The organism is Streptomyces sp. NPDC056361 (genome assembly GCF_042262805.1).
Taxonomy (GTDB): Bacteria; Actinomycetota; Actinomycetes; order Streptomycetales; family Streptomycetaceae; genus Streptomyces.
In genome coordinates this window covers 55900-81565 of sequence record NZ_JBHJQI010000023.1, presented here as the reverse complement: position 1 = coordinate 81565, position 25666 = coordinate 55900, and the positions used below count along the sequence as shown (strand labels likewise).

Here is a 25666-nt window from a genome sequence, read left to right as displayed (position 1 = left end):
GAGAGGGGCTCTCTCCGCGGTCCCGGGGCGACGGGCGTGCGTCTGCCGGGCGGCGCGCCTAGCGGGAGACGAGGGCCTCCAGCTTGGGCACGATCTCGGCGGGCGTCGGCAGCGTCGAGATCTCCTTGGCGAGGAACTGCGTCCGCTCGGTGTAGCTCGGGTTCTCCAGGAGCTCCTTGCAGGCGGCCGCGATCGTCGCGCCGGGCGCCTGGTCGGGCTGCTCCTGCACCGGCCACAGGGTCTTGCCGGCGCCGAACCCGGTGATCGCCTTGGCGATCGACTCCCGGTGGTAGTTCGGGGGGAACTCCGGGGGGTTCTCCGGGATGATCAGCTGCGGCACGCCGTTGGCCATCAGGGTCGTGGCCGTGGTCGCGCCACCGTGGTGGACCGCCAGGTCGCAGGTGGCCGCGGCGACGTCCATCGGGATCCAGCCGACGCGGGCGTCGCCCAGCTGCCCGCCGAAGCGCTCGGCGGCACCGGGGGAGGCGGCGATGAGGACCTCGGCCCCCAGCTTGTTCAGCTCGCTGACCAGCAGCGGCATGGACCAGCCCGGGTCGCGGAACATCAGGCTGCGGAAGCCCGAGGTGACGAGCACACGACGACGGCCTTCCGGCTTCGTGTACATCCAGCGCTCCAGGCGGCGCTGCGGGTTGCTGGGGATCCAGCGGATCGGCTGGGCCGTGGGGTCGTGGGACGGCCGCAGCGACGGCGGGGTGGAGTCGAGGAGCAGGTCGGGCTTGAGCAGCCCGTCCACGCCCAGGCGCTCCAGCTCGGGCCGGAGCTCCGCCTCCGCACCCGGGTCGATGCCGGTGAGCGGGATGCCCAGGTACTCGACCTGGCGGACGTACGGGACCTTGAGGTGCGCGGCGAGCAGCATCGCCGCGTAGCTCTGCGAGCTGCCGACGATGACGTCGGGGGTCCAGTCCTTCGACAGTTCGAGGAGGGACTCGACGCCGGCCAGACCCATGCGGGCGAAGCCGCGGCCCTGGCCGAACATCTCCTCGTCACCGAGCTCGCGGGGGAACCGCAGGCCCTTGCCGGGGTTCGTGATCCGCATGAAGTGCCGGATCGGGTCGACCGTGTAGCAGAACGTGGGGATTCCGATGGCCTCCGCGGTATCCACCCACGGTTCGTGGGCGGCCAGCATGACCTGGTGACCCGCGTTCCGTGCGGCCGTCGCCAGCGGTGCGGCGGCGTAGAAGGTGGCCTGGCTGCCCGTGGTGATGAACAGGATTTTCATGGCACTCCGGATGCTTTTCGTAGACGCGGCCTGACGTATTTGTGAACAGCACCGATGTTCCACAGCGCGCGCTTTTCCTGTCAAACAGCCTTTCTCAAAGGCGAGGGCGTTCGATTGCGGATTTCGCGCAGTTGAACACGGTGAACACTCGACCCTGTTGCCGCCGCACCGGGTCCTGACCACCATATGGTCAGGACGTGCAGGCGAGAAAGCCTCTTAAAAAGCGGATACAGAAAGTCGGTGGCCCCATGAACACGCTGATCTACAACGCCCGAATGGCTCTCCGGGACGTCATGGAAGTCAACATCTACACGCAGGGCAACGACAAGGTGTATCTGACCGTTTTCCCGGACCTGATCTGGGAGGGCACCGAGGAGACCCACACCGAGAAGGTCGTCCACGGCATCGTCGAGCGCCTGCACGACATGGACCTGGCGCTCGCCGGCGGCGACGACGACATCAAGACCCTCGTGAACTCCGGCGTCGTGGAGATCGTCCGCAAGGTCGCCTGAAATCCGGTGCGCCGCGCCGTCGCTTCCGGCGGGCCCGCGGCCATTCCTGAGGAGGTACGACGGTCGTGATCGCTCGTTATGCATTGCCCGAGATGGCGGAGCTCTGGTCCGACCAGGCCCGCTACACCACCTGGGCCGAGGTCGAGGTGCTGGCCTCGGAGGCCCAGGCGCTGCTCGGGCGGGTTCCCGAGGCCGCCCTGGAGGACATCCGGCGGGCCCGGGTGCCGGCGGCGGCGCGCGTCGCGGAGCTGGAACGGGAGAGGGACCACGAGATCCTCTCCTTCCTGTCCGCGTTCTGCGAGGACCTGCCGGACGACTCCGCCCGCTGGGTGCACCTCGGGATGACGAGCTACGACCTGGTGGACACGGCGCTCGGGCACACCCTGGCCCGGGCCTGCGACCTCCTGATCGGCGCCGCGGAGCGGCTGCGCGGGGTGCTGGTCGACAAGGCGGTCGAGCACTGGGACACGGCGTGCATCGGGCGCACCCACGGCATGCACGCCGAACCCACCACCTTCGGCCACAAGATCGCCGGCTTCGCCTTCGCGGTCGACCGGTCGATCCGGCGGCTCGTGGACGCGCGGGAGCAGGTCGCGGTGGGCACGATCTCCGGCTCCGTCGGGACGTACGCGCTGATCGACCCCTTCGTCGAGCAGCACGTGTGCGCCGCGCTCGGCCTCGGCGTGGAGCCGGCGCCCAGCCAGGTCGTGGCCCGCGACCGGCACGCCCAGCTCGTCCAGGCGATCGCGACCCTCGGCGCCTGCGTCGAGCAGATCGCCGTCGAGGTCCGGCTGCTGTCCCGCAGCGAGGTCCGCGAGGTGGAGGAGCCGCGTACGGCCGCCTACCAGGGGTCGAGCGCCATGCCGCACAAGCGGAACCCGACGACCAGCGAGCGGCTCTCCGGCCTCGCCCGGCTGCTGCGCGGCTACGCCGGGACGATGCTGGAGAACGTGGCGCTCTGGCACGAGCGGGACCTCTCCCACTCGTCCGTCGAACGGGTCGTCCTGCCCGACGCGTTCACCATCGCGCACTACCAGGTGACCGCGGCCGCCGACCTCGTCCGGAACCTCCAGGTGTTCCCGGACCGGATGCGGTCCGCGATCGACCAGACCAACGGTCTCGCGTACAGCTCCGCCGTCCTCGCCGACCTCCTGGAGGGCGGCAGCGAGCGGGAGAAGACCTACCGCATGATCCAGGACGCCGCGAACGGCGAGGACTTCTTCACCCTGCTCAGGACCGAGGGGATCGACGCCGATCCCGTCGGGCCCGAGCGCTACCTGGTACACCACGACGTCATCTACAAGCGGTTGGAGAACCTTCGTGAGCTGGAGCATTGAGCGGGAGAACGGCCCCGACCTAGACCTCGGGGACGTTCTGAGGGTCTACCGCGATTCGGGCCTCGGCGAGCGCCGGCCGGTCGAGGAGACCGAGCGCATGGCCGCCATGGTGCGCAACGCGAACCTGGTCGTCACCTGCCGCGTCGACGGCGAACTCGTGGGCATCGCCCGCAGCATCTCGGACTTCTCCTACGTGACCTACCTGTCCGACATCGCCGTCGTCCGCGACCACCAGCGCTCGGGCATCGGCCGCGAACTCATCGACGCGACCCGCAAGGAGGCACCGCAGGCCAAGATCGTCCTGCTGTCGGCGCCCGCGGCGACCGAGTACTACCCGCACATCGGCTTCACCGCCCACCAGTCGGCCTGGGTCCTGAACCCCTGAGCCGCCCCCGTCCGTCGGTGCCCGCGTCCGTCCCCCGGCGCGGGCACCGGCACGTCCGCCCCGAGGACCCGTCAGTGGTGGCCGCCGCCGTGCAGGTGCGCGGCCGGGGTCACCACGAGGGGGCGCATCATGTGCTGCTCGTGCTCCAGCATGTGGCAGTGGTGCACGCCCCGGCCGACGACCGGGAAGCGGACGGCCACGGTGACCAGTTCGCCCGGGGTGCCGTTCGGGCCGGGCACGATCTGGCCCGCCGTGCCGACCCGGATGACGTCCTTCTCCCCGAGCTCGTGCGGTTCCAGCGCCGACGTCGCCTTGAAGGCGATCGGCCGGGCCGAGCCGCGGGCGATCCGGTCGAAGCCGGTGATGTCGTAGCTCTCCCGGGACATCACCTGGAAGTGGGCCAGGTGGATGTGCATGGGGTGGGGCGCGGCCGTGAGGTTGAGGTACTTCCAGATCTCGGTGCCGCCGTGCGCCGTGGTGATCGTGTTGCCGTCGTCGTACGCCATCGACGTCCGGCGCAGCGTGGTGACGGTGCCCTCGGCGTCGCGGACCTGGACGACGCCGGCGGCCGGGAAGGCCAGGCCCGCCGGGTCGATCTCCTCCATCTCCCAGAGCTCCGGCATGTTCCCCGTGCCGGGGCCGACCGTCACGATCCACCGGTGCCCGTGGTCGTGCGGCAGGTCGTCGTGGGTGAGCCGCTTGAAGGTGGGCGAGAGGACCTCGGGCAGCGTGAACTTCCCGGCGGGCTTCCGGTCGGCGACGCGGAACTGCATGACGTCGGGCTCCAGGAGGTCGTTGCGCCGGTCCGGGGCGCCGGGCGCGACGCCCTGGAGGGTGTTGACCAGCTTCACCGCCCGCCCGCGGAACGCGCTGAAGTCGACCAGCACGTCGGCGCGTTCGCCGGGGGAGAGGTTGAGCGCCCCGTCGACCGCCACGGGCCGGTCGATCAGGCCGTGGTCGGTCCCGATGACCTGGAGCGCGCCCGGCACCGGCAGGCCGTCCGCGAGGAGCATCAGCCGGTAGATCCGGGAGTTCGCGGTGTTGACGATCCGGAACCGGTACCAGCGCGGATCGACCTCCAGGTAGGGCCAGACCACGCCGTTGACCAGGGTGTACGGGGCGGCGTGCGGGCGCATCAGCCGCTGCGCGCCGACCATCTCCACCTTGTGGAGCAGCCGGCCGGTGAGCGCGCCCGAGGCGTCCGTCGCGAAGTTGCGGTCGGCGAGGACCAGCGGCACGTCGTGCGCGCCCCTGGGCAGGCCGATCGCCCGCTCCTCGGCGTTGCGCGAGACGAACACGCCCGCGAGTCCGGCGTACACGCTGAAGCGGCTGAGGTGGTGGGTGTGGTCGTGGTACCAGAGCGTCGTCGCGGCCTGGGCGTTCGGATACGCCGACAGCTGGACGTCGCCGGGGCCGATCAGGTTCTCCATCCAGCCGTCGTTGCCGCCGCCGGTCAGCATGCCGTGCAGGTGCGCGGCGCCCCACGGCGGCATCGACGCCACCCCGGCGACCTCCTGGCAGTTCTCCGCGCCGGGGTAGTTGGAGAGCGGGTCGGTCATCGGTCCCTTGGCCTGGCCGAAGTCGACGGCGCTCACGGGTATGTCGCCGGTCAGGTGGTTCTCCCAGGCGACCCGCAGCGGCCGGCCGCTGACCGTCTCGATCGTGGGGCCCGGGTAGGAGCCCTCGTAGGTCCACATCGGCACCGGCGGGAGCTCGGAGTGCACGGTGACGTCGGCGGTGCGCATGCGCACGGTCAGCTCGTCGTGGTCGCCGCGCCCGCGGGGACGGAGCACCGGCGGTATCCGCAGCGGGTCCTTGAACTTCGTCAGCATCAGACCGGCCGCCGACGCCTCGGGCCCGCCGGGGGCGGCTACGGCCGCGGCCCCCGGCCTGGTGAAGCCGGGGACCGCGGCGACCATGGCGGCCAGGCCGGCGGCGGAGCCGTAGCGGAGCACGGTACGCCGGTTCGGTCCGGGAAGGTCGTTTCCTTCGGGATGTGTCGGTTCCATGCGGGGAAGCTAGGAACGTCCGCTCACGTCGTACTCGAGTTCGGCTGCAGCTTTCCGGCCAAACCTGTTCCGCTTGTGTTTAGGACATCCGCTACCGCAGCGCCACCGCCATCTCGGTGTCCCGGTTGACCAGCGTCGCGTAGTGGCCGCCGAGGGCGAGGAGTTCGTCGTGGGTGCCGCGCTCCGCGACCCGGCCCCGGTCGAGGACGACGATCTCGTCCGCGTCGCGGATCGTCGAGAGCCGGTGGGCCACCGTGATCGTCGTACGGCCGGCGCTCGCCGCGTCGATGGCCCCCTGAACCGCCTGCTCCGTCTGGGTGTCCAGGGCGCTGGTGGCCTCGTCGAGCACCAGGATCGGCGGGTCGCGCAGGATGGCGCGGGCGATGGCGAGGCGCTGCTTCTCCCCGCCGGAGAAGCGGTACCCGCGCTCGCCGACCACCGTGTCGTACCCGTCCGGCAGCGACATCAGGTAGTCGTGGATCTGCGCGATCCGGGCCGCCGCGACCAACTCCTCGTCGGTCGCCTCCGGCTTCGCGAACCGAAGGTTGTCGGCCACCGTCGCATGGAACAGGTACGTCTCCTGGGAGACCACCCCGACCGTGGCGGCGAGCGTCGCGAACGACAGGTCGCGCACGTCGATGCCGTCGATCGTGACCGTGCCCGCCGTCGGGTCGTACAGCCGCGGGATGAGGTAGCTGAGCGTCGTCTTGCCCGAACCCGTCTCCCCGACGATCGCGAGACTGTGCCCGGCGGGCACCGTCACGTCCACCCCGGCGAGCGTCGGCCGCTCCGCCGACGCGTACGAGAAGCCGATGCCCCGCATGCGCACCTCGCCCCGCAGCCCCTTCGGCTCGACGGGACGCTCCGGCTCGGCGACGTCGACCGGCAGGTCGAGGTACTCGAAGATCCGGCCGAACAGCTCCAGGGAGCTCTGGAGGTCGATCCCGATGGTCAGCAGCCGCTGCGCCGGCCGGAACAGCGCCTGCTGGAGCGTGGTGAACGCGACCAGCGCACCGATCGTGATGGCCATGTGGCCGCCGCTCCCGGTCAGCCCCGCCACCCAGTAGATGATCGCGGGCATGGACGCCATGACGATCCAGATCGTCGACTGGAACCAGAGGCCCGCCGTGCTCGCCCGCACCTCGATCTCGGTGAGCTTGCGGGACTGCCGGGCGAAGTTGTCCGTCAGCGACCGCGAACGCCCCATGGTGTGACCGAGCATGATTCCGCTGACCGACAGCGACTCCTGCACGATCGAGGAGAGGTCGGCGAACTGCCGCTGCCGGTCGCGGGTGATGGTCCGCCGCTCGTCGCCGACGTGCCGGCTCACCCACACGAACGCCGGCAGGATCAGCAGCGACGCGATCGTGAGCCGCCAGTCGAGCAGCGCCATCGCCGTGGTCGTGGCGACGACGATGGTCACGTCCGACACCAGCGCCGTGGCCGTGGTCGTCACGGTGACCTGCATCCCGCCGATGTCGTGCGCGATGCGCGACTGCACCTCGCCCGTCCGGGTCCGGGTGAAGAACGCCAGCGACATGCGCTGGAGGTGCGCGTACACGGCCGTGCGCAGGTCGTGCATGACGAGCTGGCCGATCTTGGCGGACACATGGGTCTGCCAGACGTTGAACGTACTCGTCGCGATCGACACCACGATCATGCCGAGGGCGAGTACGGACAGCAGCCCGGTCCGGCCCTGCGGCAGTGCCACGTCCATGATCTCGCGGATCAGGAACGGGTTGACGAGGGAGACCAGGGACGATCCCACGACCAGCGACGCGACGAACAGCAGGCTCCGCCGATACGGGCGGAACAGCCGGAGGATGCGGCGTTTCTGGGCGGGGAGATGAGCGGTGGCCGACCCGGTGGTGCTCACCCTGGTCTCCTTCTCTTTCGGCTTGCGCGGCTCTTTCGGCTCTTGAGGTCAGTTCCAGTCGACGGAACGCACGACGACGGCGGAGTTGAAGCCGCCGCGGCCCCGTGCGAGCACGAGCGCCGTGGTCACGGGGGCGACCCGCTCCTCGGTGACCAGGTCGAGGTCGTAGTCGGGGGAGAGGGTGACGTTCGCCGTCGGCGGGATCACCCCGTCCCGCATGGCCAGGAAGGCGGTGGCCACGTCCAGCGGCGCCGCCCCCGAACCGAGCCGGCCCGTCATGGTCTTGGGCGCCGTCACGGGGACCGCCCGCGGCCCGAAGACCTCGGTGATCGCCGTCGCCTCGATCCGGTCGAGCTCCGGGGTGCCGGCCGCGTCGGCGAAGACGACGTCGACGTCGCCCGCGGACAGGCCCGCGTCGGCGAGCGCGACCTCGATCGCCTTCCGCAGCGTCGGCTCCCGCCCGCTGTCCGGCGCCGGGTCGAACGTGGACCCGTAGCCGCAGATCTCCCCGTAGACCCGGGTCGCGCCGCGCCGGCGCGCCGCCTCGGCGTCCTCCAGGATCAGCAGGGCGCCGCCCTCGCCGGGCACGTAACCGGACGCCTCGGCGTCGAAGGGCAGGTACGCCCGGTCGGGCCGCTCGTCCGTGCTCATGTCCCCGGTGGTCAGCTGGGCCACCCACCCCCACGGGCAGATGGCGGCGTCGACACCGCCGGACAGGATCAGGTCGCTGCCCTTGCGGACCAGCCGGCGCGCGTGCGCCAGGGCGTCCAGCCCGCCCGCCTGGTCGCTGACGACCACGCCGCTCGGACCGCGCAGCCCGTGCCGGATCGAGATCTGGCCGGTGTTCACCGCGTAGAACCAGGCGAAGGACTGGTACGCGCTGACGTACTGGCTGCCCTGGCTCCACAGGTTCTGCAGCTGGTCCTGGCCGAACTCGAAGCCGCCGGAGGTGCTGGCGGTCATCACGCCCATGCCGTACTCGTCCGCCTCCTCCGTGCTCACCCCGGCGTCGCCCAGGGCGTGCTCGGCGCCGACGAGGGCGAGCTGCGTCATCCGGTCGGTCTGCGGGATGAGCCTGCTCGGCAGGTGCTCCTTGACCTCGAACCCGTCCACCTCGCCGGCGAGCTTGGACGGGTAGCGCTCCGGATCGAAGCGCGTGATGCGGCGGATGCCGCTCCTGGACGCGCGGGTGGCGTCCCAGTACTCCTCCGTGCCGAAGCCGTTGGGGGAGACGATGCCGATGCCGGTCACCACGACCTGGGTGCTCATGCCGTCGTGTTCCTGTCCGGTCGGGCGAGGATCATCGCGCTCTGGAAACCGCCGAAGCCGCTGCCGACGGTCAGTACCGCGTCGGTGCGCCAGTCGCGCGCGGTCAGCGGCACGTAGTCGAGGTCGCAGTCGGGGTCGGGCTTGTGCAGGTTGGCGGTCGGTGGCACCACGTGGTTCTCCATGGCCAGGACGGAGGCGGCGATCTCGATCGAGCCGATCGCGCCGAGCGAGTGCCCGACCATCGACTTGATCGAGCTCACGGGGGTTCGGTAGGCGTGCTCGCCGAGGCTGCGCTTGAAGGCGCTCGTCTCGTGGCGGTCGTTCTGCTTGGTTCCCGAGCCGTGCGCGTTGATGTAGTCGACGGCCTCCGGGGCGAGCTTCGCCTCGTCGAGCGCCGAGCGGATCGCCTCGGACATCTCCCGGCCGTCGGGACGCAGCCCGGTCATGTGGAAGGCGTTGCAGCGGCTGGCGTAGCCGGCGATCTCGGCGTAGATGTGGGCCCCGCGCCGGCGCGCGGACTCCAGCTCCTCCAGGACGAACATCGCGGCGCCCTCGCCGAGGACGAAGCCGTTGCGGGTGAGGTCGAAGGGCCGGGAGGCGTGCTCCGGGTCGTCGTTGCGCGGCGTGGTCGCCTTGATCGCGTCGAAGCACGCGACGGAGATCGGCGAGATCGGCGCGTCCGTGGCACCGGTGACGACCACGTCCGCCGAGCCGTCGCGGATCAGCTCGGCCGCGTAGCCGACCGAGTCGATGCCCGAGGTACAGCCGGTGGAGACCACCGTCGAGGGGCCCTCGGCGCCGACCGCCCAGGCGACCTCGGCGGCGAAGGAGCTCGGGACGAAGTAGTTGTAGAGGTGGGGGACCGCGTACTCGTGGTCGACGAGCGAGAGCCGGCCGCCGTCGCTGACGACCCGGTACTCCTCGTCGAGGCCCATGGTGGCGCCCACGGCGCTGCCGACCGCCACGGCCACCCGGTGCGGCTCGACCGTGCCCAGTTCGAGACCGCTGTCGGCCATCGCCTCGCGGGCGGTGACCAGCGCGAACTGCGCGGCCCTGTCGGTGCGCCGGATCTCCTGCGGGGTGAGCCCGTGCTCGTACGGGTCGAAGTCGATCTCGGCCGCGATCCGGGAACGGAACGGCGTCGGGTCGAAGAAGGTGATCCCCCGCGTCGCCGTGCGGCCCTCGCTGAGCAGGCTCCAGAAGTTCTTGGTCCCGATGCCGCCCGGAGCCGTCACGCCGACGCCGGTGATGACCACGCGGCGGCCGGTCACGCCGACTCCCAGGTGTAGAAGCGCTTCGCCATGGCGTCCGCCGGCGAACGCCAGGTCGCCGGGTCGTACGCCTCGATGAACGGCTTCAGGTCCTGGCTGATCCCGACGAAGCGCGGATCGCTCTTCGCCTGTTCGATGAGCTCGCCGCCGTTGTCGTCGTCGAAGTCCTGAAGATGGAAGTAAAGACCGTTGTACATGAAAAGCTGACGTCGCCGAGTCCCCATGCGGTGCGGCATGTCGGTCTCGTCGAAAGCCGCGAAAAGCCGCGCCACGTCAGCACTCGAACGAGAATCCATCCTGGCCACTATCAGATTGCTGTGCATTCGACCGCCTCCTCGATGATTTGCTGCGCCTATCGCAGATGCTTGACCAGTGCCGCCCATGCGGCGAGCTCCTCTTCCGACAGCGGTGGCAGGCAGGGCTGGTCGGCAAGCGGGATTCCGAAGTCCCTCCCGTCGTAGGGGGGATACATTCCGCTCCACGCAAAACCCATCCACATCAGGCCCTCACCGAAGTTCTTCGATAGGGATCGCATGGCGGATCTGAGCCTCGCGCCCATGTCAATCTCCATTCGCCGGGAACCACCCACCGCCACCTTGTGCGATGTCCCTCAAGGAGGGGTCGGAGGTGTATCGAATTCCGCTGGAGAGGTTGAAGAGGCAACGTGAAAGGGGCGGTTCCCCGAAGGAACCGCCCCTTTTCGATCGGAACGCAGGAATTACTCGGCGGCGACCAGCAGCCCCCGGGCGCGCAGCACCCGCCGCTCGACGGGAGCGAAGACCAGCAGGTCCACGGCGACGCCGACGACGAAGATCAGGAGGATGCCGAGCAGCACGCCGGCCATGTCGGAGAACTCCCGCTGGTTCTCCAGGTACCGGCCCAGGCCCAGCCCCAGGTCGGGCGAGGACGCGATCAGCTCGGCGGCCATCAGCGAACGCCAGGAGAACGCCCAGCCCTGCTTGAGCCCCGCCAGATAGCCGGGCAGGGCGGCCGGCAGCAGGACGTGCCGGGCACCGCGCAGCCCGGTCGCGCCGAGCGTCCGGCCGGCCCGCAGGAACAGCGGCGGCACCTGGTCGACGCCGGCGATCAGCCCGTTCGCGATCGACGGCACCGCGCCGAGCAGGATCACCGCGTACATGGCGGAGTCGTCGATGCCCAGCCAGATCACCGCGGCCGGCACCCAGGCCACCGACGGCAGCGACTGGAGCCCCGAGAGCACCGGCCCGAAGGCGGCCCGCACCGGCCTCACCCGGGCGACCAGCAGACCGATCGGCGTGCCGATCGCGACGGCCGCCAGGAAACCCGACAGTCCGCGCCACACGCTGGTCCAGATGATCGAGAACAGCGTGCCCTGGTACCAGAGGTCGGTGAGCGCGCCCCAGACGGCCGCCGGGCTCGGCAGCTTGTCGGGCGTGGTCAGCCGCAGGCTGTACGCGAGCTGCCAGGCGCCGAGCACCAGCACGGCCCCGAGCACCGGCGGCAGCACCTTCTCCCGCAGCACCCGGCCGGGCGGGACGCGCGGCGCCCGCACGGCCTCCAGGGCGTCGAGACCGGCGCCGACCCCGGCGGAGTCGTCCACCGGGGGCGGGGTGAGGAGGGTGTCACTGCGGGACATGGCGGCGGATCTCCCCACGCAGGTGCTCGGTGATGTCGGTCGTCAGCTCCGCGGCCCGGGCGGACTCGGCGCGCAGCGACCGCGGCAGGTCGATCCGCCACTCCCGCGCGATCCGGCCGGGCCGGGACGAGAGCAGGACGACGCGCTGCGCGAGCCGGACGGCCTCGCGGACGTTGTGCGTGACGAACAGGACGGTGAGCCCGCGCTCCCGCCAGATCCGGGTGAGCTCGTCGTGCAGCACGTCCCGGGTGATGGCGTCGAGCGCGGCGAACGGCTCGTCCATCAGCAGCACCCCGCCGCCCTGGGCGAGCGAACGCGCCAGGGCCACCCGCTGCCGCATCCCGCCGGACAGCTCGTGCACCCGCTTGCCGTGCGCGCCGCCCAGGCGGACGAGCTCCAGGAGCCGCTCGGCCTCGGGCCGCCGCTCCGCGCGCGGGACGCCGGCCAGCCGCAGGGCCAGTTCGATGTTCCCGCCCGCGGTCAGCCACGGGAACAGCGCGTGGTCCTGGAACATCAGTGCCGGGCGGGCGCCGGGCACCTCGATGCTCCCGGAGCTCGGCTCGTCGAGCCCGGCGACCAGGTTGAGCAGCGTGGACTTGCCGCAGCCCGAGGCGCCGACCAGGGTGACGAACTCGCCCGGGGCCACGTCCAGACTGATGTCGTCGAGCACGGGGGCGGCCGCGCCGGGGCGGCCGAAGGCCTTGGAGACGTGCGCGAGACGGACGGCGGGCCGCCCGCCCGCGGCCCCGGCGCCGGTCCCGGGATCCGTCGCGGGATCCGTCACGGGGGCGGTCTCCGGGACGCCCGCCGGGGAGCCCTTCGGGGCGTCCTCCGGAGCGTTCTGCGGGGTGGTCAGTGCCGTGGTCATGCCGGACACCTCCTGCGGGATGGTCGGGGTACGGGGGTGCTACCTGGGCGTGCCGAGTCCGGCGTCCGGCACGGCGGGCCGCCCCGCCGCCCTCAGCGCCTTGTTCAGCGGGGTCAGGTCGTAGATCCCGGCGAGGTCGGGCCGCTCCAGCAGGCCCGCGGTGACCGCGTGGCCGGCCTCGTCCCGCAGGGTTCCGGCCAGCGGGTCGTCGAGGAACTCGATGCTCCGCCAGGCCGGGTCGAGGACTTCGGGCGGGAGCGCCTTGCCGGTGTCCTGCCGGATCCGGGCGTTGGCGTCGGCCTTCGCCCGCTCCGGCCGGTCCCTGATGTACGCGTGGGTGGCCACCGAGCCGCGCAGCACCGCCTCGACGACGTCCGGGTGCGCGGCCAGGAACCGCTGCGAGACGACGAGGTGGGTGATGACGAACCTGCCGCCCGGCCACAGCGACCGCTCGTCGAGCAGCACCTTCGCGCCGAGCGCGACCAGCCGGGAGGCGGTCGGCTCGGGCACCCACGCGCCGTCGACGGCGCCGGAGGAGTACGCGTTCGGGGTGACCTTGTTGTCCGTGCGGACGACGGAGACGTCCCCCGCGCCGGAGGCCGCGTCCACCCGGAGGCCCCGGCCCGCCAGGTAGTGGAGGAGGGCGACGTCCTGGGTGTTGCCCAGTTGGGGAGTGGCGATCCGCTTGCCCCGCAGGTCGTCGAGGGAGGCGATCCGCGCCGGGTTCACGACGAGCTTCACGCCGCCGGAGGCCGAACCGGCCACGATCCGGAGGGACGTGCCGCCGGAGCGGGTGTAGCCGTTGATCGCGGGGGAGGGGCCGAGCCAGGCGAGGTCGACCGCGCCGGCGTTGAGCGCCTCGATCGCCGACGGGCCGGCGTTGAAGACCTGGGTGCGGATCCGGGTCGCGCCCAGCTCCTTCTGGAACAGGCCCTTGTGCAGGCCCACCAGGGCGGTGCCGTGGGTCAGGTTCGCGAAGTAGCCGATCCGTACGGTGTCGGCGGAGAGCCGCGGGCCCGCGGTGCCCGCCACGGGCTCCACCGCCGGGTCGGGGCCGCCGGCCCGGGACCCGTATCCGCAGGACGACAGCAGTCCGGCGACGGCCAGGACCGCGACGGCGGCCCGGGCGGCCGCCCGCCTCACGCCCCCTCGCATCAGAACCGGTCCCGGTCGCCGGCCGTGCCCGCGGTCCCGAAGGCCTCGCCCGCCATGCCGGCGGTGAGCGTGGTGCCGTCGGCCGGGTCGATCAGCAGGAACGATCCGGTGCGCCGGTTGTCGGTGTAGCTGTCGAGCGCCAGCGGCTCGGCGGTGCGCAGCACCACGTGGCCGATGTCGTTGCCGTTCAGCCCCTCGGCGCCGGAGCGCTGTTCGAGGGTGCCGATGTCGATGCGGTACGAGATGTCCTTGACGAGCGCCCGCACGGTACGGGTGGTGTGCTTGACCAGCACCTTGGCGCCGACCCGCAGCGGGCGCTCGTCCAGGTGGCAGACGCTCGCCTCGATGTCCTTGGTGGGCACCGGGGCCCGGCCGCCGGCGGCTATCAGGTCGCCGCGGGATATGTCGATGTCGTCGGCGAGCCTGACGGTGACCGACTGGGGCGCCCAGGCGGTGTCCGCCTCCTTGCCGAGGGCGTCGAGGCCCGCGACGGTGGTGGTGCGCCCGGACGGCAGGACGGTGACCGGGTCGCCGACCCGCAGCACTCCGGAGGCCAGCTGGCCCGCGTAGCCCCGGTAGTCGGGGTGTTCGGCGGTCTGCGGGCGGATCACGTACTGGACGGGGAAGCGCGCGGGCTCCTGGCTCGGGTCGCTGCCGACCGGGACGGTCTCCAGGTGCTCCAGGAGGGTCCGGCCGCCGTACCAGTCCATGTGCGCGGACGGCTCCACGACGTTGTCGCCGGCGAGCGCCGAGAGCGGGATCGCCACCACGTCCCGGACGCCGAGGGAGGCCGCGTACCTCGTGAACTCCTCGGCGATGGCGGCGAAGACGGGCTCGGCGTAGTCGACGAGGTCCATCTTGTTGACGGCGAGGACGACGTGCGGGACGCGCAGCAGGGCGGCGACGGCGGCGTGCCGGCGGGTCTGCTCGACGACGCCGTTGCGGGCGTCGACGAGGACCACGGCCAGTTCGGCGGTGGAGGCGCCGGTGACCATGTTCCGGGTGTACTGCACGTGCCCGGGGGTGTCGGCGAGGATGAACCGGCGGCGGGCGGTCGCGAAGTAGCGGTAGGCCACGTCGATGGTGATGCCCTGCTCGCGCTCGGCCCGCAGGCCGTCGGTGAGCAGCGCCAGGTCGGGCGCCTCCTGGCCGCGCTTGCGGGAGGCGTGCTCGACGGCCTCCAACTGGTCGGCGAGGACCGACTTGGAGTCGTGCAGGAGCCGGCCCACCAGGGTGGACTTGCCGTCGTCGACGGACCCGGCGGTGGCGAAGCGCAGCAGCGAGGCGGCGGGGGCCTCCTGAGTGGTGGTCACGGACGTGGTCACGGCTAGAAGTACCCCTCGCGCTTGCGGTCTTCCATGGCGGCCTCGGAGAGCTTGTCGTCGGCCCGGGTGGCGCCGCGCTCGGTGAGGCGGCTGGCGGCGATCTCGGCGATGATGTCCGCGTTGGTGGCGGCGTCGGAGTCGACGGCGCCGGTGCAGGACATGTCGCCGACCGTGCGGTAGCGGATCAGCCGCTTCTCGACCCGCTCGGTCTCCCGGGGCCCGCCCCACTCGCCCGCGGTCAGCCACATCCCGTCGCGGGCGAAGACCTCCCGCTCGTGCGCGTAGTAGATCGCCGGCAGCTCGATGCCCTCGCGCTCGACGTACTGCCAGACGTCCAGCTCGGTCCAGTTGGACAGCGGGAAGACGCGCACGTGCTCGCCGGGTGCGTGGCGGCCGTTGTAGAGCGACCACAGCTCGGGGCGCTGGCGGCGCGGGTCCCAGGCGCCGAACTCGTCGCGCAGCGAGAACACCCGCTCCTTGGCGCGGGCCTTCTCCTCGTCGCGGCGGCCGCCGCCGAACACCGCGTCGAAGCGGTGGGACTCGATGGCGTCGAGCAGCGGGACGGTCTGCAGCGGGTTGCGGGTCCCGTCGGGGCGTTCGCGCAGCCGGCCCGCGTCGATGAACTCCTGGACGGAGGCGACGTGCAGGCGCAGCCCGTGCCGTTCGACGACCCGGTCGCGGTAGGCGAGGACCTCGGGGAAGTTGTGCCCGGTGTCGACGTGCAGCAGCGCGAAGGGCACCGGCGCCGGCGCGAAGGCCTTCAGCGCCAGGTGCAGCATGACGATGGAGTCCTTGCCGCCGGAGAAGAGGATCACCGGCCGCTCGAACTCGCCCGCCACCTCGCGCAGGATGTGCACCGACTCCGCCTCCAGGGCGTCCAGGTGCGACAGTGCGAACGGGTTCTCCGACGCCTCGGTCGGACGCCGGGTCGCGGTCGTCATGCCAGGCCCCTCTCGGTCAGGAAGGTGTGCAGCTCGGCGGCGGACTCGGCCACCGAGCGGCCCTGCGTCCGGATGCGCAGCTCCGGGTTCTCCGGTGCCTCGTACGGGTCGTCCACGCCGGTGAGGCCGGAGATCTCTCCCGCGGCCTGCTTGGCGTAGAGCCCCTTCACGTCCCGCGCCGAGCAGAGCTCGACGGGGGTGGCGACGTGGACCTCGACGAGCTCGGTGCCCCGGGCGGCGTGCCGCGCGCGGACGGCGGCACGGGAGTCGGCGTACGGCGCGATGACCGGCACCAGCACCTTCACGCCGTGCGCGGCGAGCAGCTCGGCCACGAAGCCGATCCGGGTGACGTTGGCGTACCGGTCCTCCCGCGTGAAGCCGAGCCCCTTGGACAGGAACGCGCGGATCTCGTCACCGTCGAGCACCTCGACCTCGTGCCCCTCGGCACGCAGGCGGCCGGCGAGGGCGAGGGCGAGGGTGGTCTTGCCCGAGCTGGGCAGCCCGGTCAGCCACACGGTGGCACCGCGGGCCCGGGCCGCGGCCGCGGTGTCCCCGCCGGCCTCCTGGACGTGAGCTGTGGTCACGGCGATGTTCTCCCCGAAGGTGAGGTGCTGCTTTCCGGACAGGACCCAGGGCGTGTCGTGCCGATCGGGCCCGGCTCGCGACGCCTGGCACGACATCCCCTAGGCGGTGGCGAACTCGGCCAGGGTCCGGCCCAGCACGTCCATGTCGATCCGGTGCCAGGAGCCGGGCAGTTCGAGGCCCCGGCCGTTGGGCAGCGCCGCCGTCGTCGCCTGCGCCGCCGCACGCAGCCAGGCGCTGGTGCTGTCGCTGTTGAGGACGAGGGTCTCGGTCTCGTAGGTCGCGAGCCGGTCCACCGGGACGGTGTAGTCGCCGCAGATCAGCGTGTCGTACGCGAGGGTGTGGGCGTTCGCCTCGTTCATCGCCCAGATCGGGCCCTTGCGCCACTCCGCGATGGTGTCGGGAGTGAAGCCGAGGAAGCCGCCGAGGAAGTGCTCGACCGCCTCGTCGCGGCGGTCCTCGGTGAGGAGGACCCGGAGCGTCTTCGCGAAGTTCCACACGGGCTTCGGGAAGCCGTCGACCCGGAAGAAGGGCTCGTGCAGGGCGAGTTTGGTGATCGGGGCACCGGCGAGCGCCGCCTCGATCGCGAGGTTCGCGCCGGACGACCCGGCGAACACCACGGCCTCGCCGCCGGCCGCCTGGATGACCGCCTCCAGGTCCTCTATCTCGCGCTCGACGGCGTACTCGGGCGCGTCGCCGCTCAGGCCGCGCCCCCGGCGGTCGTAGACGTACGTGGTGCAGTGGGGCGTCAGTTCGGGCACCAGGGCGTCGAAGATCGTGTGGTCGCGGAACGACCCGTTGAGAAGCACGATGGGCGGGCCTTCGCCCGCCTTCTCGTAGGCGATCGTCGTGCCGTCCCGGGAAACGACCTTGCGCATCTCGCACTCCTCATGCCGACCGGAGGTGCTCTCACCTCGCCGTATGTCGGCATCTTCGAGCGCGTCGCTGGATCACCGGTCGAGGACCGGTCGCGGGTGGCGGCCCGCCTCCGCCGTCAGGCGAGCCAACCGGCCTCGGTGGCGATGCGGACGGCGTCGAGTCGGTTGCGCGCGTTCAGCTTCATCACGGTCGTCGTCAGGTAGTTGCGTACCGTGCCGATCGACAGATGCAGCTTGGCGGCGATCTCGCTGGGCTCGTCACCCTGGGCGGCCATGCCCAGGACCTCGGTCTCGCGCTCGGACAGGGGGTTCTCGCCGATGTCCCAGGCGCTCATGGCGATCTGCGGGTTGATCACCCTGCGTCCCGCGAACACCTCCCGGACCGCCTGCGCGAGCCCTTCGGCCGGGGAGTCCTTGAGCAGGAACCCCGAGACGCGCGCTGCCATCGCCCGGCGCAGCAGACCCGGGCGTCCGAGCCCGGTCATGATGAGCGTCCGGCAGTCCGGAAGCAGATCGTGCAGCGTCTCCGCGGCCGTGAGCCCGTCCATGTTCGGCAGGTCGACGTCCATGACGGCCACGTCCGGCCGGCACTCCAGTGCGGTGGGGACGATGAGATCGCCCCGGTCCACCACGCCGACGACCTCCAGGTCGGGCTCCAGTTCGAGCAGCGCGACCAGCGCTCCTCGCACCATGTGCATGTCCTCGGCAAGGAGAATTCTGATCACCCGATTCTCCACTTATCCCCCTTTTACCTTCCTTGAAGGTATGTAATGCGCCTTAACCTACCCGCGAACCGTCAGTGCGTGGGTCCCGAATGCGCGACGGCGTACGGCGATTCGCGCTCCGTCGCCTGGCCGCGGTACCCGCGCGCCACGAGTCGCACGTCCGCGAGCGCCTGGCGCGAGATCTCGAGGACGGTGGTCAGCTCATCCTGCGCGGGCCCCGTGGCCCGGGGCAGCATCCGGTGGATGAGCGCGCACTTCATCGTGACCTCGGAGAGGCTCGACCCGAGCACCTGGTGCAGCTCGCGCTCCACGATGAGGCGCTCGCGGGCGACCGCCATCCGCGCCAGCGCGCCCCTGGCCTCCTGGAGTTCGCTGACCAGCCGGTAGAGCGCGGTGAACGCGTACACGGCCAGGCCCGCCATCAGCGACGAGTCGGTCTCGTAGACCATCTCGTAGAGCGAGTCCCCGGCGGCCGCCCCCACCGGCACGATCACGGCCACCGAGGCCGCGTAGAGCACCCATCGGAGCCTCCCGCCCACGGTGAAGAGGAACGATCCGGCAAGGAACCCGGCCATCGAACCCCACGGCCCGCCGAGCCAGAGCAGCGGGGCGTACGTGCCCACGGCCTGCACGCCCAGGCCGATCGCCCGCGCGTACACCGGCCAGGTGTGCGCGGGACGCAGCGAGAGCAGCAGCTGCACGGTCGCGACGACCGCGAGGCAGCCGAGGAAGGCCAGGAAGGCGGGACCGGACGGGGTGGTGGCCGCCACGTTGATCACGGTGATCAGCGTGTAGCCGGCCAGGACGGCCAGGAGCATGGCCCGCGCCATCCGCGGCGCCCACGGCCTGGCCGCCTTGCGCTGCTCCTCGGGCTCGGGCTCCGCGCGGCGCTCTTCGGGCCGGGGGACGACCGGGGTGCGGGCGACGACCTCGAACCAGCCGTCCTCGGCCGGGCCGCCGCTCAGGTCGCCGCCGATGCCGCGCAGCCGGGTGGTCAGGTTGCCGAGCCCGCTGCCGCCCTCGGGGAGCGTGTCGCAACTGCCCTCCCCGACGCCGTCGTTGCGGATCACCAGGGAGATCGTGCCGCCCTCGCGGGTCGCGCTGATCGCGCAGTGCTGCGCCTTGCTGTGGCGCAGGGCGTTGGTGACGGCCTCGCGGAGCACGATGGCCAGGACGGTGTCGACCTCGCGCGGCAGCGGACCGCAGGCGAGGTCGGCCTCGGCCTCGATCTGCGCGGCGGCCAGCACCGACAGCGCGGACTCGGCCTCGTCGGCCAGGGACATGTCGCGGTAGCCGGTGGCGACGACCCGCACGTCGGCCAGGGCCTCGCCGGCGATGCCGAGCACCTCGGCGACCTCGGACCTGGCCCGGTCGGGCGCGGTCGGGAGCAGCCGGTAGCCGAGTTCGCTCTTCAGCGCGATGGCCGAGAGGCTGTAGCCGAGCAGGTCGTGCAGGTCGTGGGCGACCCGCAGCCGTTCCTGGATGACGGCCATGCCGGCCAGCTCGCGCCGGGTGTCCCGGAGTTCCGCGACCAGGTCGGACAGGGAGCTGACCCCGTAGATGATGAGGCTGGCGAGCAGCGTGGCGCCGAGTCCGTAGGCCGCCTTGTCGGGGCCGGCGATGGCGACCACCGCGGCCACGATGGCGGCGATGACGGAGGCGTACAGCGGCCAGCGGAGCCGGCCGGGAACGGCGAGGAGGATCGAGCCCGCGAGCAGTCCGGCCATCGCGCCCCACGGCATCCCGAGCCAGACGAGCGGCAGGAAGGTGGCCACGGCCTGCGCGGAGAGCGTCAGCGCCCGGGTGCGGACGGGCCAGTCGCGCGGTCTTCGGGTGGAGTGTGCGTACTGCAGGGCGAGGACGGCCGCCATGCTGAGGGTGAGTAACGCGAGCCGTGCGGGGCCCGGGTTCTCGTCGCGGACGGCCAGCACGGTGACGACCGTGTGGCCGGCGAGCGTCCCCAGCGTCACCTGGAGCGCCATGCGGGATGCCTGCACCCCACACGCGTCGTGCGGGTCGTCCTCGCCCTGGGGTGCGTCGAGCATCAGCGCGCGCCTCCTGGTCCGACCAGCGGTGGACGAGAGCACAGGCGACCGCCCGAGTACCCCCCTGAATACCGCCGGTGATCATACCTGGGAAGTAACGGCTTGTCATGAGCGCAATTTGCACTTTTCCGACTTCTTCGACGGGGCCCGACCGCCACCAGCGGTGATGCCCCGGCCTCCTTTCCGGGCCTTTTGCCCTCTTGGCGCGCGCCTCGGAGGAACGTCAGAGGAACAGCGGAACGGGGTTCAGATCCTCGTACGCCGTAGGGGAGTTCAGCCTTCCGAGTCGCACCGGTACGTCGAACAGGCGGCCGGGCGCGAACCTCGCCCAGAAGTGCCGCAGACCCGGGACGACCACCTTCACCACCGGCAGCCCGAGGTCGGGCCTCGTCTGGTCGAGCACGAACACCTCGAGGCCCTGGGCCTTGGCCAGCGAGCAGAGGTGCTCCAGGTCGTCCCGCAGATCGGCCCGCGGCACATGCGCGTAGTCCGCCGGCGTCCGTGCCGGAAGCTCCGCGTCCGGCAGGAGGTAGGGCTGGTCGGCGACCGTCGCCCCGCGCAGCCAGTCGAGCAGGTGCTCCGGCAGCCCCTTCGCGTACCCGCCCGTCACGGCCGGCAGCAGCTGGCCCAGCTCGGTGACGGCACGGCACAGCGCGACGGCCGGGTCCAGGTGCGCGCCGAAGCCGAGCATGATCTCCTCGGCGGGACCGTCGACCCGGCGCGACACCGCGGCCATCACCGGAATGCCCAGGTCGGCGGTGAGGTCGAGCACCCACAGGTCGCGGCCGAGCTCGCTGAATCGTTCCGGCAGAGCGGAGACCCACGCGTCGCCGAACGACGCCAGGTCCACCCCGGCGTGCCGCGTCCGGTTGTACCACCACAGCGCGACCGCGTCCCGCTCCACCAACTCCAGGAAACCCTGCAGGATCGCGTCCTCCAGCGTGCCGCCCGCCGCGTTCCCGTTGGAGTCCGCGACGACCGAACCGACCCCGTCGGCATCGAAGTACAACTGGCTCGTCGGCAGCAGCCGGTGCCGGCCCTCGGTGAGCGACCACACGGGCGTCCACTCGATCTCGGCGTCCTCGTCGAACCGCTCCGGCACGTACTGGAACGGAATGCCCGGCGCGTTCCACCGCTCCCGCTCCCGGTACTGCCGCTCGTCGAACAGCATGCACGCCCCCGGATGCACCGCGTCCGGCGCCAGCGCCCGGTAACTCCCCAGCACCGTCGCCTCGTCACGGAACCGCGACGCGCTGTACCGCTCCACCGCCTCGCACAACCCGCTCACCCGCGCGTCCAGATCGGTGCGCCCCTTGCCACCGCTCTGCATCCGCAACCCCGCGCGGAACGACGGCAGATCCGCCCCGGCGAACGCCAGGTTCGGCCCCGCCTGGTAGCAGTGCAGGAACGACGGGCTCCGCGGATCACGCACGACCCGCTCCACGATCCCCGTCACCGGATCGGCCAGATGCCCGAACCGGTCCCACATCTGCTCCGCCGACAGCGCCCGGTGCCCGTTGCCCGCCGCGACGCCCTTCGGCCGCGACACCGGCCGCACCGGCCGCCGCGCCAGGTCCGCGACCAGCCCGGGATCACCGCAGTCCGCACACTGCGGCCTCCGGTCCACCGGATGGTGGGTGGCGCTCAGCGTCAGCGTGTCCAGCGACCACACCGCGCTCTGGCTGTCGTCGCGCATCCCCGCCAGCCACTTCGCCGCCTGGAGCGCCGCCGTCTGCAGCCCCAGCTCACGCGTCGCCGCCAGCGACGCCTCCGGCACCCGCACCGGCCCGTCGAGCCCCAGCGCGCGCCGCACCTGCGACTCGCCGCGCCGATGGGAGCGGAGCCGTACCGCCAGACACGACCAGCACGGCCCGTCGCCCGGCCGGAACACCGGACCGATGCACAGCTGCGCCCCGTAGGGCTTGGCCGGCAGCCACGGCCGGCCGTCCGCGATCCGGGCGGCGTTGAACACGGCCAGCTCCGGGTCGAGGTAGTCGTCGCAGACGACCAGCGCGAACGGCGCGTCGGGGCCGCACGTCAGACCCGCCGCGCGGCAGGCCCGCTCGGCCGCCGCCGCGTCGGCGCCGCCGATCGCGACGACGCTCACCTCGGCCTCCACCGGATCGCCCACACCGGCGAGGTCCCAGTAGGCCCCGGCCGCCTCGTCCTTCGGACGATCGGCGTGGAAACCGACGAGACCCGCGGAGGCGAGCCGGCCGAGCATGCCGTCCAGCTGCTCGGTGGGGATGTCCACGGCCGCTCGCAGCTCGGGGAGGGTCAACGAGCCGTCGAGCAGCGGGGCCATCTTCTGGATCGCCGCTCCGGAGAGCGCCGTCGTGCCCCGCGGGGAGACGAGGTAGACCGCCTCGCCCGGGACGATCTCGGCGCGGAAGTGGCGCCGGAAACCTATCCGTCCGTCAGCCTGCACGGTGGCGCCGCTCTATCGCGCCGCGTCGACGGGCAGGGTGTAACACCACGGGGCCGGGTTCTCCCCGTCGGAGGGGGAGCCGTCGAGGTTCTCGATGATCAGGTCGTCGAAGCCGGGAGTGGTCTGCATGACGTCGCCTCTCTCTGCCGCCTGCCGCAGCCGGTTCGTCGCTGCGGTGCCCCGAAGTCAACAGCGACCCCGGCGAGGGCCGCCATGCGCCGATTCATGTTCCCCATGTGAATTCTTCACATGGGAGAGATGTGCAGCTCAGTGGGCAACTCGCGGCGCTCTCGGCATGCTGGAGACCGAGATCGATAGGTGCGATGCCTGGAGGAACGCAATGTCCGAAGGTCCTACAAGGTTCGACCCCGTCAACGCCGGTCAGCAGCCCGGACCGCTGAGCATCGGACTGCTCGGCTCGCTGTCCCTGCATCTCGACCGGACCCCCGTGACGGCGAGCGCCCCCAAACAGCGGCAGGTACTCGCGCTCCTCGCCCTGAACGCGGGCCGGGTCGTGACCGTGCCGGCGCTCATCGAGGAACTGTGGGGCGACCGCCCCCCGCGCAGCCACGCCACCACCCTGCAGACGTACGTGCTCCAGCTCCGCAACGCCCTGGCCGCCGCCGACTCCGACCGCCCCGGCGTGCGCCAGATACTCGGCACCTGTCACAGCGGCTACCTCCTGGAGGACGGCACCTGCACCACCGACGTGGAGGTCTTCGAGCGCCACGTCCGCGCCGGCCGCAACGCCTCCGAGGCCGGCGACCACCGCCGCGCCTCGGAAGAGCTGCGCGAGGCACTGCAGTTGTGGCGCGGCCCCGCCCTCGTCGACGTCCGCAAGGGCAGCGTCCTGGAGATCGAGGCGGTGTCCCTGGAGGAGAGCCGGCTCGGCGCCCTCGAACGGCGCATCGAGTCCGACCTCGCGCTCGGCCGTCACGCCGACCTCCTCGGCGAGCTGACCCGCGTCGTCGCCCGCAACCCCATGAACGAGAACCTCTGCGCCTACCTGATGATCGCCCTCTACCGCGCCGGCCGCGTCGGACGCTCCCTGGAGGCCTTCCACCGCCTCCGGTCCGTGCTCAACCACGAGCTCGGCGTCGAACCCTGCCCCCGCCTCCAGGGCCTCCAGACGGCCATCCTCTCCGGCGACCCCAGCCTCGACGTCTGGTCCGTCTCCTGGTCCCCCGAGGAGTTCGCCGCCAACCGCCTCGCCCGCGCCTCCTGACCCGGGCCCCGGGAGCCTCCCCACCCACAGGAGCCGTCACCCCCGCACACGGCTCCTGGTGGGGGAGGCGGGCGACCGAGCCCCGGGCCCGGCCCGCCTGCCGCGCGACTCCGTAACTCCGGGCTCGACTGCTCCGGGCTCGACTGCTCCGGGCTCCGCGGCTCCGGAGTCCCATGCTCCGGTCCCCGCTACTGATGCTCCGGTCCCGCTACTGCGGACTCGGCTCTCCGCTGGTCCGGACTCCGCTACTCCGCCGATTGCTCGACCGTGATCTCCCGCTTCAGGATCTTGCCCGTCGGCCCCTTGGGCAGCCCCGGCACCAGCCGGACGATCCGCGGGTACTTGTACGGTGCCACCCGGGCCTTCACGAACGCGCGCAGCTCGTCCGCCGTGACCTCCGCGCCCGGCTTGAGGGACACGACGGCCGCGACCTCCTCGCCGTGCACCTCGTGCGGCACCCCCACCACGGCGGCCTCGGCGACGTCCGGGTGCTCGTAGAAGACCTCCTCGATCTCGCGCGGGTAGACGTTGTACCCGCCGCGGATCACCAGGTCCTTCTTGCGGTCCACGATGAAGTAGAAGCCGTCCTCGTCGCGGCGCGCGAGGTCCCCGGTGCGGAACCAGCCGTCGGTGAAGGCGGCCGCGTCGGCCTCGGGACGGTTCCAGTAACCGGCCATGACGTTCGGGCCCTGCACGGCGATCTCGCCGACACCGCCCTCCGCGACCTCCTTGCCCTCGTCGTCGACCAGCCGGACCCGCACCCCCTCGATCGGGGTGCCGATCGACCCCGGCTTGCGCGGGCCGTCCAGCGACCCGAAGGTCACCACCGGGGCGGTCTCCGACAGGCCGTACCCCTCGACGACGGGACAGCCGAAGGCGGACTCGAAGCGGTACAGCACCTCCACCGGCATCGCCGACCCGCCGGTCACGCAGAGCCGCAGCCCCTCCTCGCCCGTCAGCCCGGTGGAACCGGCCGCCTCGGCGGCGGCGAGCAGCCCGAGGAACATGGTGGGCACCCCCTCCATCACCGTGACCCGGTCCCGGGCGAGGATCTCCAGCGCCTTCGCCGCGTCGAAGCGCGGCAGCAGCGTGATCCGGGCGCCGGTCAGCACCGCCGCGTTCAGACCGCAGGTCTGGCCGAACACGTGGAAGAACGGCAGCCCGCCGAAGACCGTGTCCGACGCCGACATCCCGAGCACCCGCGCCACGGCCGCCGTGTTGGAGCCCAGATTGCCGTGCGTCAGCCGCGCCCCCTTGGGCCGACCGGTCGTGCCCGACGTGTAGAGCAGCACCGCGAGGTCGTCGTCGTCCCGCTCCACGACCTCCCCGAGGGGCTCGGCCGCGGCCGGCCCGGCCGCGAAACCGGGGGCCGTCACGTCGACGCACCCGATGCCGAGCTCCGCCGCCGCGGCGCCCGCCTCGGCCATGGCGGCGCCCCACGCCAGGATCAGCCTCGCCCCGCAGTCGCCCGCGCCGTAGCCGATCTCCCCGGCCTTCAGCAGCGGATTCATCGGCACCACCACCGCCCCGGCCCGCAGCACGCCGTAGTAGGCGACGGCGAAGTGCGGGATGTTCGGCAGCAGCACCGCCACCCGGTCACCGGGCCCGACCCCCTGCCCCGCCAACCACCCCGCCACCCGAGCGCTCCGCTCGTCCAGCGTCCGGTAGTCGAGCGTCACCTCGTCCAGCCGGATCGCCGTACTCTCCGGCCGCTCCGCCGCGGTCCGAGCCAGATTCAGGGCCAGATTGGTCACCGTCGACCTCTTTCCGATGATTCGGGCATTGCTCCCGGGCAGGCTGTCCGCCACCCCCATTCCACCCTCGACGGCGCCCCACCGCAGGTCAGGGGGCCACCGCACGGGGGACGCGCCGCCGGGCGAGAGCCGCGGCGGCGCGTGCTTGCCGTGAGGCGCGACGGGCGCCGGCGCATGCCCGCCCTCGGGCGCATCGGGCGGTGGTGCACGCCCGCCCTCGGGCGCA

At 72.0% G+C, this 25666-nt stretch carries 21 protein-coding genes; 4 read left to right on the top strand and 17 right to left on the bottom strand.

The window, feature by feature from the left end:
• Positions 1-58: 58 nt before the first annotated feature.
• Entirely contained in the window at positions 59-1240 is a 1182-nt protein-coding gene (locus ACFCY7_RS10445) for a glycosyltransferase (RefSeq protein ID WP_376483185.1), read from the bottom strand.
• Positions 1241-1488: 248 nt separating this feature from the next.
• On the opposite strand from ACFCY7_RS10445, the gene ACFCY7_RS10440 reads away from it, so the two are divergent.
• The 3 genes from ACFCY7_RS10440 (at position 1489) to ACFCY7_RS10430 (ending at position 3474) form a co-directional block, all read left to right on the top strand.
• On the top strand, positions 1489-1752 hold the full coding sequence (locus tag ACFCY7_RS10440; RefSeq protein ID WP_376483183.1) for a hypothetical protein: 264 nt from the start codon (positions 1489-1491) through the stop codon (positions 1750-1752).
• A 65-nt stretch (positions 1753-1817) separates the two neighbouring features.
• A complete protein-coding gene (purB, locus tag ACFCY7_RS10435) occupies positions 1818-3089 on the top strand; it encodes an adenylosuccinate lyase (RefSeq protein WP_376483181.1) in 1272 nt (423 codons plus the stop codon).
• Positions 3073-3474 carry a GNAT family N-acetyltransferase gene (locus tag ACFCY7_RS10430; RefSeq protein ID WP_376483179.1) on the top strand — a complete coding sequence of 134 codons (402 nt, stop codon included), beginning with the start codon at positions 3073-3075 and terminating at the stop codon, positions 3472-3474. The genes purB and ACFCY7_RS10430 overlap by 17 nt, the downstream gene beginning before the upstream one ends.
• A 71-nt stretch (positions 3475-3545) precedes the next feature.
• On the opposite strand, the gene ACFCY7_RS10425 is transcribed toward ACFCY7_RS10430, so the two are convergent.
• From ACFCY7_RS10425 to ACFCY7_RS10355, 15 genes are all read right to left on the bottom strand, one after another.
• A complete protein-coding gene (locus tag ACFCY7_RS10425; protein ID WP_376483177.1) occupies positions 3546-5483 on the bottom strand; it encodes a multicopper oxidase family protein in 1938 nt (645 codons plus the stop codon).
• Between the two features lie 91 nt (positions 5484-5574).
• Positions 5575-7359 (bottom strand): ABC transporter ATP-binding protein, encoded by a 1785-nt coding sequence (locus ACFCY7_RS10420; protein ID WP_376483175.1) that lies wholly within the window; start codon positions 7357-7359, stop codon positions 5575-5577.
• A 48-nt stretch (positions 7360-7407) separates the two neighbouring features.
• Positions 7408-8628 carry a ketosynthase chain-length factor gene (locus tag ACFCY7_RS10415; protein ID WP_376483173.1) on the bottom strand — a complete coding sequence of 407 codons (1221 nt, stop codon included), beginning with the start codon at positions 8626-8628 and terminating at the stop codon, positions 7408-7410.
• Positions 8625-9899, bottom strand: coding sequence for a beta-ketoacyl-[acyl-carrier-protein] synthase family protein (locus tag ACFCY7_RS10410; RefSeq protein WP_376483171.1), 1275 nt, complete (start codon positions 9897-9899; stop codon positions 8625-8627). The genes ACFCY7_RS10415 and ACFCY7_RS10410 overlap by 4 nt, the downstream gene beginning before the upstream one ends.
• Complete coding sequence (locus tag ACFCY7_RS10405) at positions 9896-10222, bottom strand: TcmI family type II polyketide cyclase (RefSeq protein WP_366310151.1); 327 nt, start codon at positions 10220-10222, stop codon at positions 9896-9898. The genes ACFCY7_RS10410 and ACFCY7_RS10405 overlap by 4 nt, the downstream gene beginning before the upstream one ends.
• Positions 10223-10617: 395 nt before the next feature.
• A complete protein-coding gene (locus ACFCY7_RS10400) occupies positions 10618-11514 on the bottom strand; it encodes an ABC transporter permease (protein ID WP_376483169.1) in 897 nt (298 codons plus the stop codon).
• Positions 11501-12382 (bottom strand): ABC transporter ATP-binding protein, encoded by an 882-nt coding sequence (locus tag ACFCY7_RS10395; protein WP_376483167.1) that lies wholly within the window; start codon positions 12380-12382, stop codon positions 11501-11503. The genes ACFCY7_RS10400 and ACFCY7_RS10395 overlap by 14 nt, the downstream gene beginning before the upstream one ends.
• Before the next feature lie 39 nt (positions 12383-12421).
• Positions 12422-13537 (bottom strand): aliphatic sulfonate ABC transporter substrate-binding protein, encoded by a 1116-nt coding sequence (locus ACFCY7_RS10390; RefSeq protein WP_376483165.1) that lies wholly within the window; start codon positions 13535-13537, stop codon positions 12422-12424.
• Positions 13537-14862: a sulfate adenylyltransferase subunit 1 gene (locus tag ACFCY7_RS10385; RefSeq protein WP_376483163.1), complete on the bottom strand. Its 1326-nt coding sequence runs from the start codon at positions 14860-14862 to the stop codon at positions 13537-13539. The genes ACFCY7_RS10390 and ACFCY7_RS10385 overlap by 1 nt, the downstream gene beginning before the upstream one ends.
• Positions 14863-14864: 2 nt before the next feature.
• On the bottom strand, positions 14865-15803 hold the full coding sequence (cysD, locus tag ACFCY7_RS10380) for a sulfate adenylyltransferase subunit CysD (protein ID WP_376483161.1): 939 nt from the start codon (positions 15801-15803) through the stop codon (positions 14865-14867).
• Positions 15800-16387, bottom strand: coding sequence for an adenylyl-sulfate kinase (gene cysC / locus ACFCY7_RS10375; protein ID WP_376483160.1), 588 nt, complete (start codon positions 16385-16387; stop codon positions 15800-15802). Before cysC ends, cysD begins: the two co-directional genes overlap by 4 nt.
• A gap of 99 nt (positions 16388-16486) precedes the next feature.
• Positions 16487-17263, bottom strand: a complete 777-nt coding sequence (locus ACFCY7_RS10370; RefSeq protein WP_376483159.1) for an alpha/beta fold hydrolase — start codon at positions 17261-17263, stop codon at positions 16487-16489.
• A 116-nt stretch (positions 17264-17379) separates the two neighbouring features.
• A complete protein-coding gene (locus ACFCY7_RS10365) occupies positions 17380-17988 on the bottom strand; it encodes a DNA-binding response regulator (RefSeq protein WP_367828037.1) in 609 nt (202 codons plus the stop codon).
• A 71-nt stretch (positions 17989-18059) separates the two neighbouring features.
• Complete coding sequence (locus tag ACFCY7_RS10360) at positions 18060-20033, bottom strand: histidine kinase (protein WP_376483156.1); 1974 nt, start codon at positions 20031-20033, stop codon at positions 18060-18062.
• A 223-nt stretch (positions 20034-20256) separates the two neighbouring features.
• Positions 20257-22461 (bottom strand): TOMM precursor leader peptide-binding protein, encoded by a 2205-nt coding sequence (locus ACFCY7_RS10355; protein WP_376483154.1) that lies wholly within the window; start codon positions 22459-22461, stop codon positions 20257-20259.
• A gap of 340 nt (positions 22462-22801) precedes the next feature.
• On the opposite strand from ACFCY7_RS10355, the gene ACFCY7_RS10350 reads away from it, so the two are divergent.
• The gene (locus ACFCY7_RS10350; protein ID WP_376483152.1) at positions 22802-23686 is read left to right on the top strand and encodes a BTAD domain-containing putative transcriptional regulator; all 885 of its coding nucleotides are present in this window, start codon (positions 22802-22804) and stop codon (positions 23684-23686) included.
• A gap of 245 nt (positions 23687-23931) precedes the next feature.
• Here ACFCY7_RS10350 and ACFCY7_RS10345 read toward each other — a convergent pair whose 3' ends face one another.
• Positions 23932-25440: a long-chain fatty acid--CoA ligase gene (locus tag ACFCY7_RS10345; protein ID WP_376483150.1), complete on the bottom strand. Its 1509-nt coding sequence runs from the start codon at positions 25438-25440 to the stop codon at positions 23932-23934.
• Between the last annotated feature and the right edge of the window lie 226 nt (positions 25441-25666).

What these genes read in the sequence shown, in the direction of transcription:
- ACFCY7_RS10395 (WP_376483167.1), bottom strand. Translation starts at nt 12,382, where the DNA reads ATGACCACGGCACTGACCACCCCGCAGAACGCTCCGGAGGACGCCCCG.
- ACFCY7_RS10405 (WP_366310151.1), bottom strand. Translation starts at nt 10,222, where the DNA reads ATGCACAGCAATCTGATAGTGGCCAGGATGGATTCTCGTTCGAGTGCT.
- ACFCY7_RS10370 (WP_376483159.1), bottom strand. Translation starts at nt 17,263, where the DNA reads ATGCGCAAGGTCGTTTCCCGGGACGGCACGACGATCGCCTACGAGAAG.
- ACFCY7_RS10440 (WP_376483183.1), top strand. Translation starts at nt 1,489, where the DNA reads ATGAACACGCTGATCTACAACGCCCGAATGGCTCTCCGGGACGTCATG.
- ACFCY7_RS10400 (WP_376483169.1), bottom strand. Translation starts at nt 11,514, where the DNA reads ATGTCCCGCAGTGACACCCTCCTCACCCCGCCCCCGGTGGACGACTCC.
- ACFCY7_RS10360 (WP_376483156.1), bottom strand. Translation starts at nt 20,033, where the DNA reads ATGCTCGACGCACCCCAGGGCGAGGACGACCCGCACGACGCGTGTGGG.
- ACFCY7_RS10390 (WP_376483165.1), bottom strand. Translation starts at nt 13,537, where the DNA reads ATGCGAGGGGGCGTGAGGCGGGCGGCCGCCCGGGCCGCCGTCGCGGTC.
- cysD (WP_376483161.1), bottom strand. Translation starts at nt 15,803, where the DNA reads ATGACGACCGCGACCCGGCGTCCGACCGAGGCGTCGGAGAACCCGTTC.
- ACFCY7_RS10415 (WP_376483173.1), bottom strand. Translation starts at nt 8,628, where the DNA reads ATGAGCACCCAGGTCGTGGTGACCGGCATCGGCATCGTCTCCCCCAAC.
- ACFCY7_RS10445 (WP_376483185.1), bottom strand. Translation starts at nt 1,240, where the DNA reads ATGAAAATCCTGTTCATCACCACGGGCAGCCAGGCCACCTTCTACGCC.
- ACFCY7_RS10425 (WP_376483177.1), bottom strand. Translation starts at nt 5,483, where the DNA reads ATGGAACCGACACATCCCGAAGGAAACGACCTTCCCGGACCGAACCGG.
- ACFCY7_RS10350 (WP_376483152.1), top strand. Translation starts at nt 22,802, where the DNA reads ATGTCCGAAGGTCCTACAAGGTTCGACCCCGTCAACGCCGGTCAGCAG.